Annotated in this window: 15 protein-coding genes; 7 read left to right on the top strand and 8 right to left on the bottom strand. The window is 72.3% G+C overall.

Annotated elements, in window-relative coordinates:
• Positions 1–27: 27 nt before the first annotated feature.
• Entirely contained in the window at positions 28–198 is a 171-nt protein-coding gene (locus tag ACVW07_RS03225; RefSeq protein ID WP_456817841.1) for a helix-turn-helix domain-containing protein, read from the bottom strand.
• A gap of 125 nt (positions 199–323) precedes the next feature.
• On the opposite strand from ACVW07_RS03225, the gene ACVW07_RS03220 reads away from it, so the two are divergent.
• On the top strand, positions 324–959 hold the full coding sequence (locus tag ACVW07_RS03220) for a hypothetical protein (protein WP_456817840.1): 636 nt from the start codon (positions 324–326) through the stop codon (positions 957–959).
• Positions 952–2,088: a site-specific integrase gene (locus tag ACVW07_RS03215; protein WP_456817839.1), complete on the top strand. Its 1,137-nt coding sequence runs from the start codon at positions 952–954 to the stop codon at positions 2,086–2,088. The genes ACVW07_RS03220 and ACVW07_RS03215 overlap by 8 nt, the downstream gene beginning before the upstream one ends.
• A gap of 33 nt (positions 2,089–2,121) precedes the next feature.
• Here ACVW07_RS03215 and glnA read toward each other — a convergent pair whose 3' ends face one another.
• Complete coding sequence (glnA, locus tag ACVW07_RS03210; protein ID WP_456817838.1) at positions 2,122–3,546, bottom strand: type I glutamate--ammonia ligase; 1,425 nt, start codon at positions 3,544–3,546, stop codon at positions 2,122–2,124.
• 173 nt (positions 3,547–3,719) lie between these two features.
• Here glnA and ACVW07_RS03205 point away from each other — a divergent pair, with 173 nt between their 5' ends.
• Positions 3,720–4,214, top strand: coding sequence for an RDD family protein (locus tag ACVW07_RS03205; protein ID WP_456817837.1), 495 nt, complete (start codon positions 3,720–3,722; stop codon positions 4,212–4,214).
• 13 nt (positions 4,215–4,227) lie between these two features.
• On the opposite strand, the gene ACVW07_RS03200 is transcribed toward ACVW07_RS03205, so the two are convergent.
• From ACVW07_RS03200 to lipA, 3 genes are all read right to left on the bottom strand, one after another.
• Positions 4,228–4,836, bottom strand: a complete 609-nt coding sequence (locus ACVW07_RS03200; protein ID WP_456817836.1) for a class I SAM-dependent methyltransferase — start codon at positions 4,834–4,836, stop codon at positions 4,228–4,230.
• Positions 4,837–4,912: 76 nt separating this feature from the next.
• Complete coding sequence (locus ACVW07_RS03195; protein WP_456817835.1) at positions 4,913–5,653, bottom strand: DUF4191 domain-containing protein; 741 nt, start codon at positions 5,651–5,653, stop codon at positions 4,913–4,915.
• A 32-nt stretch (positions 5,654–5,685) separates the two neighbouring features.
• Positions 5,686–6,687, bottom strand: coding sequence for a lipoyl synthase (gene lipA / locus ACVW07_RS03190; RefSeq protein ID WP_456817834.1), 1,002 nt, complete (start codon positions 6,685–6,687; stop codon positions 5,686–5,688).
• Between the two features lie 137 nt (positions 6,688–6,824).
• Here lipA and ACVW07_RS03185 point away from each other — a divergent pair, with 137 nt between their 5' ends.
• Positions 6,825–7,328 (top strand): flavodoxin domain-containing protein, encoded by a 504-nt coding sequence (locus ACVW07_RS03185; RefSeq protein ID WP_456817833.1) that lies wholly within the window; start codon positions 6,825–6,827, stop codon positions 7,326–7,328.
• Between the two features lie 32 nt (positions 7,329–7,360).
• On the opposite strand, the gene lipB is transcribed toward ACVW07_RS03185, so the two are convergent.
• Positions 7,361–8,038 (bottom strand): lipoyl(octanoyl) transferase LipB, encoded by a 678-nt coding sequence (gene lipB, locus ACVW07_RS03180; RefSeq protein ID WP_456817832.1) that lies wholly within the window; start codon positions 8,036–8,038, stop codon positions 7,361–7,363.
• A 4-nt stretch (positions 8,039–8,042) separates the two neighbouring features.
• Positions 8,043–8,573 carry a MarR family winged helix-turn-helix transcriptional regulator gene (locus ACVW07_RS03175; RefSeq protein ID WP_456817831.1) on the bottom strand — a complete coding sequence of 177 codons (531 nt, stop codon included), beginning with the start codon at positions 8,571–8,573 and terminating at the stop codon, positions 8,043–8,045.
• A gap of 52 nt (positions 8,574–8,625) precedes the next feature.
• On the opposite strand from ACVW07_RS03175, the gene ACVW07_RS03170 reads away from it, so the two are divergent.
• From ACVW07_RS03170 to ACVW07_RS03160, 3 genes are read left to right on the top strand one after another with little or no spacing between them, the layout of a single operon-like run.
• The gene (locus ACVW07_RS03170; RefSeq protein ID WP_456817830.1) at positions 8,626–10,863 is read left to right on the top strand and encodes an MMPL family transporter; all 2,238 of its coding nucleotides are present in this window, start codon (positions 8,626–8,628) and stop codon (positions 10,861–10,863) included.
• A 4-nt stretch (positions 10,864–10,867) separates the two neighbouring features.
• Entirely contained in the window at positions 10,868–11,908 is a 1,041-nt protein-coding gene (locus tag ACVW07_RS03165) for a Gfo/Idh/MocA family protein (protein ID WP_456817829.1), read from the top strand.
• A gap of 51 nt (positions 11,909–11,959) precedes the next feature.
• A complete protein-coding gene (locus tag ACVW07_RS03160; protein ID WP_456817828.1) occupies positions 11,960–13,279 on the top strand; it encodes a hypothetical protein in 1,320 nt (439 codons plus the stop codon).
• A gap of 21 nt (positions 13,280–13,300) precedes the next feature.
• Here ACVW07_RS03160 and ACVW07_RS03155 read toward each other — a convergent pair whose 3' ends face one another.
• Positions 13,301–14,188: a TIGR01777 family oxidoreductase gene (locus tag ACVW07_RS03155; protein ID WP_456817827.1), complete on the bottom strand. Its 888-nt coding sequence runs from the start codon at positions 14,186–14,188 to the stop codon at positions 13,301–13,303.
• Positions 14,189–14,304: the final 116 nt, after the last annotated feature.

Here is a 14,304-nt window from a genome sequence, read left to right as displayed (position 1 = left end):
CGTTCTCTGTGTCGCCACCACTCCCATCTAGGCGACCCGACCGGCGCGGACGTCCTCCAACCAGGCCTCCCAATCGTCGACTGCGTACAGGACGCGTCGGCCGACCTTGAAGCTCTTGGGGCCCTTCCCGATGTGCCGCCAGTACCGAACGGTCTCGACCGGCGTGTGCAACTGCTCCGCGACCTCCGCCGTGGTCATGAACCGAGTAGCCACTGCATGCCCCTTCCACCCGACCGCGTCCGCCGCGGTTCACCGTTGACACTACGTGGAGTAGACCTCTAACATCCCTCTATATAGACGCCCGGTTGGATGGAGGGATGGGTGTGCGGAGTCAGTTCCAGAAGTACCCCGATCACTACGAGCGGCCGATCGCGGTCGCCGGTGGAACAGCGTTCGTCGCGTACTCGTACAGCGGTCCGAAGGTCGAGAGCCCGAACGGCACCGCCGTGCCCGAGCGCTTCTCCTACGTCGAGACGCCGAACGATCCCGCTGCGCCGATCTACGTGATCGAGTGCGGCCATGACGATCAGAAGCGGGTCAGGATCGAGGCCGTTCACGTTCGGCGACGGCCCGACGGTAGAGAGATCTGGTCCTCGGACTTGCGACGGATGCGGTCCCTTGAGGACGTCGTCGAGTCGGCGTGGCTAGCAGCCTCGTTCAGGACCGGCTTCGCGATCGGAGACTCGCTTGAGGAGGTCACGGACGCACTCGAGCGGGCCGTTGCGATCCAGCTCGCAGACGACAAGCGGGCCATCCGCGGTGTCCGACGTCAGCTGCGGCGAAAGGTCACGCCGGAGCTCCTGGCCGAGGTCGCAGAGGTGTACCGCGAGAACCTCCCGACGGGGAAGCCGACGCTTGCGGTTCGAGAGCACTTCGGGCTCGCCGAGTCGACCGCGTCGCTCTATGTGAAGCGAGCTCGCGAGGCACGACTCGACATGGGAGATGGCAACGATGGCTAGCATCACGAAGCGCCCGGACGGCAAGTGGCGCGCCCGCTACCGCGACGCCGCCGGCAAGGAGCACTCCCGGCACTTCGACCGCAAGGTCGACGGCCAGCAGTGGCTCAACACGGTCACGGCCAGCGTCGTCCGCGGCGACTACGTCGACCCGCAGACAGCCAGGACCACCGTCGAGGCGTGGTGCAGCTCGTGGCTCGAGGGTTACGGCACCCGCCGCCGGTCGACAGTGCGGCAGGCAGAGGTCCACGTCGCCAAGATCGTCGAGACGTTCGGGCCCATGCGCCTGGCGGACGTGAAGCCCTCCGCGGTGAAGTCGTGGTGCTCCAAGCTCAAGGCCGAGGGAGCGGCCGACTCCTACGTCTACGCCCTGCACGCGCGACTCTCGCAGATCATGTCCGACGCGGTGCACGATGGCGTCATCCCGCGGAACCCGTGCTCTCGGCGCACGTCGCCGGGCGCAGGCAAGCAGCGGCCGTACGTCGCCACCGTGGAGCAGCTCTGGGCGCTCCACGACGTCGTTCCCGAGCACCTGCGCGCGGCGATCCTCCTGGGCGCCTTCGCGGGCCTGCGGACGGCCGAGGCGTGCGGGCTACGGGTGGTCGACGTCGACTTCATGCGCGGCATCGTCAGCCCCGCAGTTCAGTACCCGGCCGACCCGCTCAAGACAGAGACCTCACGGACGCCCATCCCGATCCCGGCAGAGCTCGCGCTCGCGCTTGCGGCCGGCGCGGACCAGCGGACGTGGATCGTCGAGCAGCCGACGGGGGAGCAGGTCGGGCCGTGGCAGATCGAGCGGGCGGTCCGGTCTGCGCGGGTGGCGCTCGCGGCCGTAGCGGCGGACCTCGCCGACAATCGCAGCGCGGACGAGCGCGACATCGCGGCTGCGCGTGCGCGGGTGCTACCGGCTGCGTTTCGATTTCACGATCTCAGGCACCTGTACGCCTCGCTCTTGATCGCGTCGGGCGCGGACGTGAAGGTCGTCCAGGCGCGGCTCCGGCACGCGTCCGCGACGACGACGCTCAACACGTACACGCACCTGTGGCCGGACACCGAGGAAAGCACACGGGCCGCCATCGGAGCAGCGATGACGGCCCGTGCGGACCAGATGCGGACTGAGGGGGTCTCGTGACAGCGTCGCCGCAGGTGAGAGGCCCCCCATCTGTCACACGTCGAAGTAGAGCTCGAACTCGTGCGGGTGCGGGCGCAGCCGGATCGGGTCGACCTCGGCGGACCGCTTGTAGTCGATCCAGGTCGAGATGAGGTCCGGCGTGAAGACGTTCCCCGCGGTGAGGAAGTCGTGGTCGGCCTCGAGGTTGTCGAGCACCTCGGACAGCGAGCCCGGGACCTGCTGGATGAGGGCGTGCTCCTCGGGGGGCAGCTCGTAGAGGTCCTTGTCGACCGGCTCCGGCGGCTCGATGCGGTTCTGGATGCCGTCGAGGCCGGCCATCAGCATGGCGGCGAACGCGAGGTACGGGTTGGACGACGGGTCCGGCACGCGGAACTCGATGCGCTTGGCCTTCGGGTTGGAACCGGTGACCGGGATGCGGATGCACGCGGAGCGGTTGCGGGCCGAGTAGACCAGGTTGACGGGGGCCTCGAAGCCCGGGACCAGGCGGTGGTAGGAGTTCACCGTCGGGTTCGTGAAGGCGAGCAGCGACGGCGCGTGCTTGAGCAGGCCGCCGATGTACCAGCGCGCCATGTCGGACAGGCCGCCGTAGCCCTTCTCGTCGAAGAAGAGCGGCTCGCCGTTCTTCCACAGGGACTGGTGCACGTGCATGCCCGAGCCGTTGTCGCCGAACAGCGGCTTCGGCATGAACGTCGCGGTCTTGCCCGCGGCGTGGGCGATGTTCTTCACGACGTACTTGAACAGCTGCACCTTGTCGGCCGACTTGGCGAGCGTGTCGAAGCGGTAGTTGATCTCGGCCTGGCCGGCGGTGCCGACCTCGTGGTGGGCGCGCTCGACCTCGAGACCGAGGGCGTCGAGCTGCAGCGAGATCTGGTCACGCAGGTCGGCGAAGTGGTCGACCGGCGGGACGGGGAAGTAGCCGCCCTTGTAGGGCGTCTTGTGGCCGAGGTTGCCACCCTCCTCGACGCGACCCGTGTTCCAGGCGGCCTCGATGGAGTCGATGTAGTAGTACGACGCGTTCTGCTTCGTCTCGAAGCGGACGTCGTCGAAGATGTAGAACTCGGCCTCGGGGGCGAAGAACGCCGTGTCCGCGATGCCCGTCGAGCGCAGGTACGCCTCGGCCTTGGCGGCGACCTGACGGGGGTCGCGGCTGTACGGCTCGTCGGTGTACGGGTCGACGATGTGGAAGTTGATGTTCAGCGTCTTCTCCACGCGGAACGGGTCGACGTAGGCCGTCGTCACGTCCGGGATCAGCTTCATGTCCGACTCGTGGATCGCCTGGAAGCCGCGGATCGACGACCCGTCGAACATCTGGCCCTCGGTGAAGAACGCCTCGTCGACCGAGCCTGCCGGCACGTTGAAGTGCTGCATGACGCCGGGCAGGTCGCAGAACCGCACGTCGATGAACTTGACGTCGTCGCTCTTGATGAAGGCCAGGACTTCCTCGGGCTTGCTGAACATCCGCTGCTCCTCGGTCGGGGGTGCCCGGGGCGGGCACAGGTGACGCTAGGACGGCCCCGTTTCTCTCCCGTGTACCAATTGTTTCCGGCGTGTTACGAGGCGGGTGCTGGTGTAACGATCGTGCGAACTCCTGAGCGGACGTCCGGGTGTCGTGCGCGTCCTACGCTTGATCGGTGACATCACGCGAGGACATGGGGTCGTGGCTCGAGGGCGGGACGCCGTCGTCCGGCGCGGCGCACCGCGGAGCCCGGCTCGGACTTCCGGCGGACGGACCGGGCTCACGCGCGCCGCTCGGTCGCCGGGTCGTCGCGCTGGCGATCGACTGGGTCGCGTGCCTGGCGATCTCGGCGGCGTTCGTCCCCGCGGACGGCGCGTCCGGCTTCTTCCTGTCGCAGGGGGACCCGATGGCTACCCTGGGCATCTTCGCGCTCGAGAACGTGCTGCTCGTCGGCACGGTCGGCAACACCCTGGGCCACCGTCTCCTGGGCATGCACGTCCGCCGTGTCGTGGTGCCGCCGGTCGAGGACGCGCCCCCGGTCCCGCCGACCCTCCTCGCCGCGATCGTGCGCACCGCGCTGCTGGTCCTCGTCGTGCCCGCCGTGGTGTGGGACGGCGACGGCAGAGGCCTGCACGACCGTGTCGCCGGCACCGCCATCGTCCGCCGCTGACGTCCGGGCGACCTCACCCGCGAGGGGCCGTCCACACCAGGCTGTACCGCCAGTAGAGGTGCCGCCGCCAGCGGACGCCCGGCAGGACGTCACGGGCCAGGCGACGCACGTCGCCGTACCCGTGCGCGGGCTGCGCCATCGGTGCCCCGTGGTCCCAGACGCCGCGGGTGCGGTCCACGACGGCCGCCACGGGGAGGGCGGCGACGCTGAGAGCGACGTCTGACGGCGTCCGGACGCCCGCGAGGCCGACGACCACCAGGTGTCCACCGGGAGCCGTCAGCGCCGCGAGGCGCCGCAGACCGGCATCGAGGTCGAGATGGTGCAGCGTGGCGTAGCACGTGACCAGGTCGAACTGCTCGTCCGTGGGGGTGTCGAGCACGTCGCCCACGAGGTAGCGCAGCGCAGGTTCGCCGACCCTCAGTGCGCGGGCCTCGGCGCGGGCGCGGTCGACCTGGGACGCGTCGGCGTCCACCCCGGTCACCCGAGGGGTGCCGGCGGCGTGCAGCTCTCGCGTCAGATGGCCTTCGCCGCAGCCGACGTCCAGCGCGGACCGGGCCGTCTCGGCGTAGCGCACTGCCAGTCGGTGGTAGTGCGTGTTGTGGTTCCAGCGGTGGTCCGCCACCTCATGCCCCCATGCCGGTCGGTGTCGTGTCGTCGACAACCTAGCGGGTGGGGAGAGCCGGGGGGCAGGCCCGACGTCAGCGGCCGCGCATGCCCTTGCGGTCAGGACGGGCGCGCATCGGGTCGACGCCCTTCGGCACCGGCAGCCGCACCCCGCCGAGCGCGTTGAGCCGCTTGCTCACCTCGGCGACCTCCTGCTTGGTCAGCTGGGGGCGCAGCTTCTGGACGGCGCGGGGGAGCTTGCGCAGGGCGACTTGGCCCTCACCGTCGCCGACCTGGATCAGCGTGATCGGGGCGCCCGAGATCACGCGCGCCGTCCGCTTGCGCTCCTGCTCGAGCAGCTTCCCGACACGCGGGGCAGGCCCCTCGCCGATCAGCACCACGCCCGGACGGCCCACCCCGCGGAACACGAGGTCCTGTGTGCGAGGGTCGACGGCGACGGGCTCGTCACCGAACGTCCAGCCGCGCCGGATGGTTCCCAGGGCGGCTCGTGAGGCCCCCGGCTGACCCTCGATCTGCGTGTACGCGGCGGTCTCGGCGCGGCGGGCCAGGACGAACAGCGCAGCGAGGAGCGCGAACGGCAGGCTGAGGATGAGCACGTACAGCCAGTGGCCGACCAGGAGACCGACGATGAGGCCCACCACGACGATGCCGAAGAAGATCGCCAGCAGGATCCAGGTGACCGCGGGATCGTTCTTCCGGGTCATCTGGTACGCCTGCCACACCTGGTGGTACCAGCGGGTCTTCTTCACCTTGCCCGGGGTGCCGGCGGGCGTACCGGCGGGTGTGCCGGCGGATGCGGAGGAGTCACGGGCCATGACCCGGGAGTCTACCGAGTGTGCGCGGTGGCTCAGCGCGCCAGCAGGCTCGCCGCCTCCTGACGGGACGTGGTGGGCTCGCCCAGGTGCGCGAGCGCCTCGGGGATCGGCAGACCACGTCGTCGCATGGCCTGCCCCCACAACCTTCCGGCCCGGTAGGACGACCGCACGAGCGGTCCCGACATGACGCCGAGGAAGCCCAGCTCCTCCGCGTGCACCGAGAGCTCGACGAACTCCTCGGGCCGCACCCAGCGGGAGACGGGGTGGTGCCGGACCGACGGCCGCAGGTACTGGGTGATCGTCACGAGGTCGCAGCCTGCCTCGACGAGGTCGGCCAGCGCGGACTTCGCCTCGTCGAGGGTCTCGCCCATGCCGAGGATGAGGTTCGACTTGGTCACGAGCCCCTGCTCCCGGGCCCGGGTGAGCACCGACAGCGAGCGGTCGTACCGGAAGCCCGGCCGGATCGTCTTGAAGATCCGGGGGACGGTCTCGAGGTTGTGGGCGAGCACCTCGGGACGGGAGGAGAACACCTCGTCGAGCAGGTCGGGCGTGGCGTTGAAGTCCGGGATGAGCAGCTCGACGCCCGTCCCGGGGTTGACCGCGTGGATCTGGCGCACCGTCTCGGCGTAGAGCCAGGCGCCGCCGTCGGGCAGGTCGTCGCGCGCGACGCCCGTCACGGTCGCGTACTTCAGGCCCATCGCCTGCACCGAGGCGGCGACGCGGCGCGGCTCGTCGGCGTCGAAGTCGGCGGGCTTGCCCGTGTCGATCTGGCAGAAGTCGCACCGCCGCGTGCACTGGTCACCGCCGATGAGGAAGGTCGCCTCGCGGTCCTCCCAGCACTCGAAGATGTTGGGACAGCCGGCTTCCTCGCAGACCGTGTGCAGACCCTCGCGCTTCACGAGGCCCTTGAGCTCCGAGTACTCGGGGCCCATGGTCGCGCGGGTGCGGATCCACTCCGGCTTCTTCTCGATCGGCGTCTCGGCGTTGCGGGCCTCGACGCGGAGCATCCGTCGGCCCTCGGGTGCGATCGTCACGTCGGCCAGCGTAACCCGGTGCCCGCCGCGTGGTCGGCCGCGAGGTGCACGTCACAGACCTGGGACCTCGGTCCCGCGCGCGGGGCCAGTTCAGGGACGAGCGTGGTCAGATCGGACACAAGGGGGAGGGGACGACGATGCGTGTGCTGATGACAGTGGCGTCGCGGCACGGCTCGACGCGCGAGATCGGCGCGGAGGTGGCGACAGTCCTGCGGGAGGCCGGCCACGCGGTCGACGAGGTCGAGCCGGACGACGTCGAGCACGTGGCCGACTACGACGCGGTGGTGCTCGGATCAGCGGTCTACGTCGGCCGTCTGGCGGTGGCCCTGCGGGACCTCGTCGAGCGGCAGGGCGCCCAGCTGCGGTCCATGCCGGTGTGGCTGTTCTGGTCAGGACCGGTCGGGGACCCGCCGATGCCGCCGACCGTGCCCGACGACGTGGACGTCGTGGCGCGACACGCCGGTGTCGCGGACCCGAGGTGCTTCGTCGGTCGGCTGGACCGCGTGGGCCTCGACCTGAGCGAGCGCGCGCTCGTCGCGCTGACGAGCGCGCCGGCGGGTGACTTCCGGGACTTCGACGACGTGCGGGCCTGGGCGGTGTCGGTGGCCGACCGTCTGCCACACCCGGCCCCGACGGTCTGACCGCACGGGCCGGCCGCAGGCGAGCGACATGGTCAGACCAGGGCGGTGCTCCCGGCGGCGAGGAGCGGGGCGAGCACCGCGACGAGGTGGCCGCGCACCAGCGGCGTGACCTCCGCGACGGTCACGTGCCGGCCGGTCTCGACGGTCAGGGACGTCACGTCGGCGTCCGCGATGCCGCACGGCACGATCCGGTCGAACGCCGACAGGTCCGCGTCGCAGTTCAGGGCGAACCCGTGCATCGTCACGGCACGAGACACCCGGACGCCGATCGCGGCGACCTTACGGGCGCGCCGGGCACGAGCGTCGCCGGGCTCGTCCGCAGGGAACCACACCCCGCTGCGGCCCTCGACCCGCTCGGCGCGCAGGCCGAGGTCCGCGCAGGTGCGGATGACCGCCTCCTCGAGCGCGCGGACGTAGCGCACCACGTCGATCGGTGCCGAGAGCCGGACGATGGGGTAGCCCACGAGCTGACCGGGGCCGTGCCAGGTGATGCGGCCGCCGCGGTCCACATCGACGACCGGCGTCCCGTCGACCGGCCGGTCCCAGGTCGCGGTGCGACGACCCGCCGTGTAGACGCTCTCGTGCTCGACCAGCAGCACCGTGTCCTCCTGCTGGCCGGCGGCGACGGCCGCGTGGACCTCGCGCTGCAGCTGCCAGGTCGGCTCGTAGGGCAGATGCCGTGTGCCGAGGTCGAGCTCGTCGAACCGCATGCGGTCAGGCTAACCCGGCGGAGCCGTCGGGCCGGGCGACGACCGCGAGCAGGGTTCGGAGCTGGTCGACCTGGGCAGGGGTCAGCCCGCGCGTCACCAGCTGCTCGGCGAGCGCACGGTCGGAGGCGTCGACGAGGGCCCGACGGCCCGCGTCGGTGATGCTGACGACGTGGCGTCGACGATCGTCCGAGTGGCGGGAGCGCGTCGCGTAGCCGGTGCGTTCGAGCCGCGCGACGACCTTGCTCATCGTCTGCTCCGTCACGCCGCACCTGGCCGCCAGCTCCCGCTGGGACAGCGGCGACCGGACCAGATGGATGAGTGCCGGCTGGCTCGCGTGGTTGAGGTCCCACCCGGCCAGATGGGTGTCCCAGTCCCGCTCGACGCGACGAGCCGCGGCGGACAGCAGGCGTCCGACCGGCCAGTGCGCCGGGTCCGTGGACGTCGGGTCGGGCGACGCGGGGTCCGTCGAGGCCGTGCCGATGCCGTCGGGCGTCCGATCTCCCCGGTCCGTCCGCGGCACGCTGTCCTGCTCCACCGTCCGTCCTCTCCGTTTGACGGGTACCACTGACAGCCACACAATACTCAGCATGCTGAGTAATCGTCCGGTGGTCCGGTCCGTCGTCATCGCCGTGGTGCTGCTGGTCTGGCTCGGGATCGCGTCCGCCGGGGGCATGGCCCAGGGGAAGCTGTCCCAGGTGCAGACGAACGACGCCGCCGCGTTCCTGCCGTCGTCCGCCGAGTCGACCCGCGCCGCCGAGGCGAGCAAGGGCTTCGTCGACACGCAGACGCTACCCGCGCTCGTCGTGCTGCAGCCCGCGGACGGCTCGGACGTCACCCCCGAGCAGACCGCCGCCGTCGAGCAGTGGGCACAGGACGCGCCGTCGACGTCATTGCCGGCGGGCTCGTCGGGCACGTGGCAGGACTACCTCGTGGGGCAGCCCGTCGTGATCCCCTCGGAGGACGGGCAGGCGCTCCTCGTCGCCTTCTCGCTCGACGCGTCCCGGGCGAGCGACCTGGTCGGTGACGACCAGCGCGTGACCAACGCGTTCGTCCTCTCGCTCCGGGACTCCCTGGCCGCCGATCTCGGCGCGACCGCCACCTCGGCCGGTGAGCAAGGGCTGCAGGCCTGGGTCACCGGCCCCGCCGGGTTCGTCGCCGACCTGGTGACCGCGTTCGGTGGGATCGACGGCGTCCTGCTGCTCGTCGCGCTCGGCGCGGTGCTGCTCATCCTCGTCATCGTCTACCGCTCGCCGTTCCTGCCCTTCCTCGTGATCTTCACGGCCGTGTTCGCGCTCTGCCTCGCAGGGCTGGTCATCTACCAGCTCGCGCTGCACGGGGTGCTCACCCTGAACGGCCAGGCGCAGGGGATCCTGTCGATCCTGGTGGTGGGTGCGTCCGTCGACTACGCGTTGCTCCTGGTCGCCAGGTACCGGGAGGAGCTGCGGCACGTCGAGTCGCCCCCGGAGGCGATGGGACGGGCGTGGCGGGCGTGCCTCGAACCCCTCGCGGCGAGTGCCGGCACGGTCGTGGCGGGCGTCCTGTGCCTGCTGCTGTCCGACCTGGGGTCGAACCGCAGCCTCGGGCCGGTCGCCGCCATCGGCATCACCTCCGCGTTCCTCGCCGTGCTGACGCTGCTGCCGGCGATGCTGCTCGTGGGCGGGCGGCGGTCCCGCGCGCTGTTCTGGCCCCGGGCGCCGCACCCGGTCCCGGACGAGCCTGCGGCAGATCCGGCCGCCGTGCCGGCGGGGGTCTGGGGCCGGCTCGCCTCCTTCGTCGGCCGGCGTGCCCGCCCGGTCTGGATCGTCACCGCGCTGGCCCTGTGCCTCGGTGCTGCGTTCCTGCCGACGCTCGACGCCGGAGGCACCAACCAGGCGGACGTGTTCCTCACCCCCGTCGACGCCGTCGCGGGCGAGGAGGTGCTCAGTGACCACTTCCCGGCGGGTGGCGTCCAGCCGGTGATCGTCGTCGTCGACGAGCCCGACGCCGGAGCCGTGCTGGACGCGGTGCAGGCGGTGGACGGGGTCGACGCCGTCGCGCCCTACACGGGCGTCGGAGGGGCGCCGGGCGCCACCGACAACCGGCCGCCGAAGGTCGTCGACGGCCGCGTCCGCCTCGACGTGACGACGAGCGCGCCGTCGGACTCCCAGGAGGCGGTGGCCACGGTCGACGACGTCCGCACGGCCGTGCACGGCGTGGCAGCCGACGCGCTCGTCGGCGGGGCAGCGGCCGAGACGCTCGACAGCCAGCAGGCGTCCGAGCGGGACCTGCGGGTGATCGTGCCCACCGTTCTGCTCGTCATCGTCGTCATCCTGATGCTGTTGCTGCGGGCCGTCACCGCCGCACTCGTCCTGCTCGTGGCGAACGTGCTCTCGTTCGCGGCCGCCCTCGGCGTCTCCGCGGTGGTGTTCGAGCACGTGCTGGGCTACCCGGCCGCGGATCCGGTGGTGCCGCTGTACGCCTTCGTGTTCCTCGTGGCGCTCGGCGTCGACTACTCGATCTTCCTCATGACGCGCGTCCGTGAGGAGTCGATCCGGCTGGGCACGCGGGCGGGCGTGGTCCGGGGGCTCGCCGTCACCGGTGGTGTCATCACGTCGGCAGGGGTGGTCCTCGCCACCACCTTCGCGGCCCTCGGCGTGATCCCGTTGCTGTTCCTCGCGCAGCTCGCGTTCATCGTGGCGTTCGGCGTGCTGCTCGACACGCTCGTCGTCCGCTCGTTGCTCGTCCCCGCCCTGGTGCACGAGCTCGACCGGCACACGTGGTGGCCGAGCAGCCTGGGACGGCCCGTGCAGCCACCCGCCCGGGCAGCGGCCGCCTCCCTAGAGTGAGCGCATGGAGTCGTTGCGCGTCGGGCTGGTCGGGTACGGGGGAGCGGGGCGCGGGATCCACTCCCGCCTGCTGCGGCAGGCCGGGCAGCGGGTGACCCACGTGGTCACCCGCAGCCGGGCGTCACAGGTCGAGGCGGACTGGCCAGGAGCGGGCGTGGTGCCCGACGTGCCCGCCCTCCTGGAGCGCGCCGGTGAGCTCGACCTGGTCGTGATCGCGAGCCCCACGGGCGAGCACGTCGCACACGTGCTCGCCGCGCTGGAGGCCGGGGTGCACGTGATCGTCGACAAGCCGCTCGCCACCACGTCGGCGGAGGCGTCGAGCCTCGTCGACGCCTCGGTCCGCGCCGGTGACCGGCTGACCGTGTTCCAGAACCGCCGCTGGGACCCCGAGCAGCTCGCGCTCCTCGGGCTGATCCAGGGCGGTGCGCTCGGCCGGGTCCACCGGTTCGAGCGCCGCTGGGAACGGTTCCGCCCTCAGCCGCAGGACCGCTGGAAGGAGAACGACCCGGAGGCGGGCGGACTCCTGCTCGACCTCGGTGCCCACCTCGTCGACTCCGCCGTCCAGCTCTTCGGTCCTGTCGTGTCCGTGTACGCGGAGCTGGCTGCGCGTACGACCCCCGCGGTCGACGACGTGTTCCTCGCCCTGGTGCACGCCTCGGACGACGGTCCGGGCGTCATCAGCCACCTGCAGGCGGGCGCGCTCACGGGTGCTCCCGGGCCGCGCACCCGGGTGCTCGGAGAGCGGGCCGCGTACCTGGTGACGAGCTTCGAGGGCGAGCCGACACCGTTCGCCGCCCTCGACGACGCCTATGAGGAAGGGCGCCGGCCGGGCGAACCGGTCCACGAAGGCTGGCTGGTCCGCGGTGCGCAGCGCGAGGCCGTGCCGATGCCGACGGGCGGCCACCATGACGTGTACCCCGCCGTCGTGCGGTGGGTCGTCGACGGCGGGCCCGCACCGGTCGACCCGGTCGACGCGCTCCGGACCGCCCGGGTCCTCGACGCGGCACGCACGTCCGCGGCCGAGGGCAGGGTCGTGCGGCTCTGAGCCTGTGGACGACGCCGTCGTCCTCACCGCGGTTCGGGTTCGATGGCGGTCATGGACCGCTATCTCGTGCCGGGCGACGTCGCGACCGTGCTGGCCGGCGCCGGCTACCGGGTTGTCGGCACCGCAGGCCCTGACGGCTCGGGATTCGTCGCCCGACCGGTCGACGGCTCGGACGGTGCCATCGAGGTGCACGTTCTCGCGACTGCCCTCGACGACGTCATGCGGGCCCGGGTCGCCCGCCTGCGGGCCCTCCGCCACGACCACCTGAGCCGCCTCCACGACGTGGTCGAGCTGTCACCGGGCCGTGTCGGGCTCGTCGTGGAGCACGTCGTGGGCCCGACGCTCCACGAGCTCCGTGCCGCCAGGGCCCCGCTGTGCGACGGCGAGGCGGTCACCGTGACCATCCCGGTCGCCGGTGCACTGGCCGCGCTGCACGACGCGGGGCTGGCGCACGGCGCCGTCGACGCGGCGACCGTGGTGGTGCAGTCCGACGGGCGCCCGGTGCTGACGGACCTGCGTGCGGTGATCGTCGGGACCGGGACGCGCGAGGCGGACGTGCGCCGGCTGCTGGCGACCGTGCTGGGACTGATGTCAGGTCCCGACGCACACCTCGCGCCGTCCGCGGCTGGCGGGCCGACCCTTCGCGACTCGTTCGAGGCGCTGCTCGGCGAGCCGGACCTGCTCGCCGCGCAGGTCGTCGACGTGTGCTTCCGCGCGACCGATCCGGAGGCCGTGCGGATGCCGGACGCGGGGACGCAGGCCGCCGTGGACCTGCTCCGGGCCGGCCACCGTGGCGGCAGCTCGGAGGACGGGCGCCGACGGGAACGCCGACGTCGTCACCGCGTCCCTGCCGGCGTCCTCGCCACCGTCGTGCTCGCCGTGCTGGTGGCAGCCGCCGGGCTCCTCCTGCGGGACGGGTGGCGGCCGGGCGACGGCGCGACACCCGCGACCGCCACGACCGTCCGGGACGTGATCCACGACCGGGCCGACCCGGTGGCCGCCGCAGTCGCGCTCAGCGCGCGGCGCGCCGACGTCGTGGCCTCCGCCGACTCCGCGGCCCTGCGGGGCGTCGAGGTGGACGGTGGTCCGGCCTTCGCGGCTGACAGCCGTCTCCTGGCGGGCCTGGCGGGAGCGCAGGCCGAAGGGCTCACGGTCCACGTCGCGGACGCCCGGCTCGTCGATCCTCCTGGCCCTTCGACCGGCGTCGACGCGCAGGTGGTCGTGACCACGTCGATGTCGGCGCACACCCAGGTGTCCGCCGACGGGGCCACGCGTGCCGCTGTGTCGGCCGCCCCCGACCGGACCGTCGTCCTCGGCCTTCGATGGACGGACGACGGCTGGCGGGTCTGGGACGTCACCGCGCCGGGATGACGTCGCGCGCGTCCGCTCCCGTCACCGCGGCACCAGCCACTCCGCGGCCGCGCGCAGGTCCGGATGGTCCGGCCGGAAGCCGCTGGCGTCGAGCACGGCAGGCACCGCCCGGATCGATCCGAGCACCTCGGAGGAGAAGTCGCCGAGCAGGGTCCGCAGTGCGAACGCCGGCACGGGCACGACGGCGGGGCGGTGCATGGCATGCGCGAGGGTGTGGACCACGTCGGCGTTGCGGTCCGCGTGCGCCACGAGGTTCACCGGACCGTGCACGGGCGCATCGAGCAGGTGCGCGACGGCGCGGACCTCGTCCGTCAGCGTGATCCACGGCCAGAACTGGCGCCCCGAACCCAGACGACCACCGAGCCCGATCCGCAGCAGCGGGAGCAGCCGCCCGAGCGCCCCGCCGTGGCGGCCCAGCACGACGCCCGTGCGCAGGTGCACGACCCGGACCCCTGCGTCCTGGGCGGGCGCCGTGGCGGCCTCCCACTGCCGGACCACGTCGGCGAAGAAGGTGGTTCCGAGCGGCTCGTGCTCGTCGAGCTCGACCTCGCCGCGGTCGCCGTACGCACCGATCCCCGAGGCCTGCAGCAGCGCACGCGGGCGGTCGTCCAGACCGGCGAGCGTCCGGGCGAGCAGGTCCGTGGTGCGCAGCCGGGACGACAGGACCTGGCGCTTGCGCGCCTCTGTCAGCGGTCGGCTTCCCGGGTTGACCCCGGCGAGGTTGACGAGCGCGTCCGCCTCGCGGAGCGCCGACGGGTCGAGCCGTCCGGCGTCGGGGTCCCACCCGATCTCGCCGGGCGACCCCGGCTCCCGGCGGACCAGCACCCGGACGTCGTGACCCGCCCCCCGCAGGTGCGGGACGAGCGCGCTGCCGATGAATCCTTGCGAGCCTGCGACGACCACGAGCATGCGGTCACCCTAGGGTGTGCGACGGCCCGGGTCCCCTCGAGGGGACCCGGGCCGTCGTGGTCCGGTGGCCCAGGCTCCGGCCCAGCACGTCTGCGCCGGGAGACCAGGGCCGGCAG

This window comes from Cellulomonas sp. URHB0016 (assembly GCF_054057935.1).
Note: the sequence above shows the minus strand (reverse complement) of the source record. Positions and strands in the feature narration are given on the sequence as shown.

Excerpts from the sequence above, each read along its gene's own strand:
- lipB (WP_456817832.1), bottom strand. The coding sequence starts at position 8,038 with ATGCGGTTCGACGAGCTCGACCTCGGCACACGGCATCTGCCCTACGAG.
- glnA (WP_456817838.1), bottom strand. The coding sequence starts at position 3,546 with ATGTTCAGCAAGCCCGAGGAAGTCCTGGCCTTCATCAAGAGCGACGAC.
- ACVW07_RS03195 (WP_456817835.1), bottom strand. The coding sequence starts at position 5,653 with ATGGCCCGTGACTCCTCCGCATCCGCCGGCACACCCGCCGGTACGCCC.
- ACVW07_RS03170 (WP_456817830.1), top strand. The coding sequence starts at position 8,626 with ATGCTGAGTAATCGTCCGGTGGTCCGGTCCGTCGTCATCGCCGTGGTG.
- ACVW07_RS03160 (WP_456817828.1), top strand. The coding sequence starts at position 11,960 with ATGGACCGCTATCTCGTGCCGGGCGACGTCGCGACCGTGCTGGCCGGC.
- ACVW07_RS03165 (WP_456817829.1), top strand. The coding sequence starts at position 10,868 with ATGGAGTCGTTGCGCGTCGGGCTGGTCGGGTACGGGGGAGCGGGGCGC.
- ACVW07_RS03215 (WP_456817839.1), top strand. The coding sequence starts at position 952 with ATGGCTAGCATCACGAAGCGCCCGGACGGCAAGTGGCGCGCCCGCTAC.
- ACVW07_RS03155 (WP_456817827.1), bottom strand. The coding sequence starts at position 14,188 with ATGCTCGTGGTCGTCGCAGGCTCGCAAGGATTCATCGGCAGCGCGCTC.
- ACVW07_RS03225 (WP_456817841.1), bottom strand. The coding sequence starts at position 198 with ATGACCACGGCGGAGGTCGCGGAGCAGTTGCACACGCCGGTCGAGACC.
- ACVW07_RS03185 (WP_456817833.1), top strand. The coding sequence starts at position 6,825 with ATGCGTGTGCTGATGACAGTGGCGTCGCGGCACGGCTCGACGCGCGAG.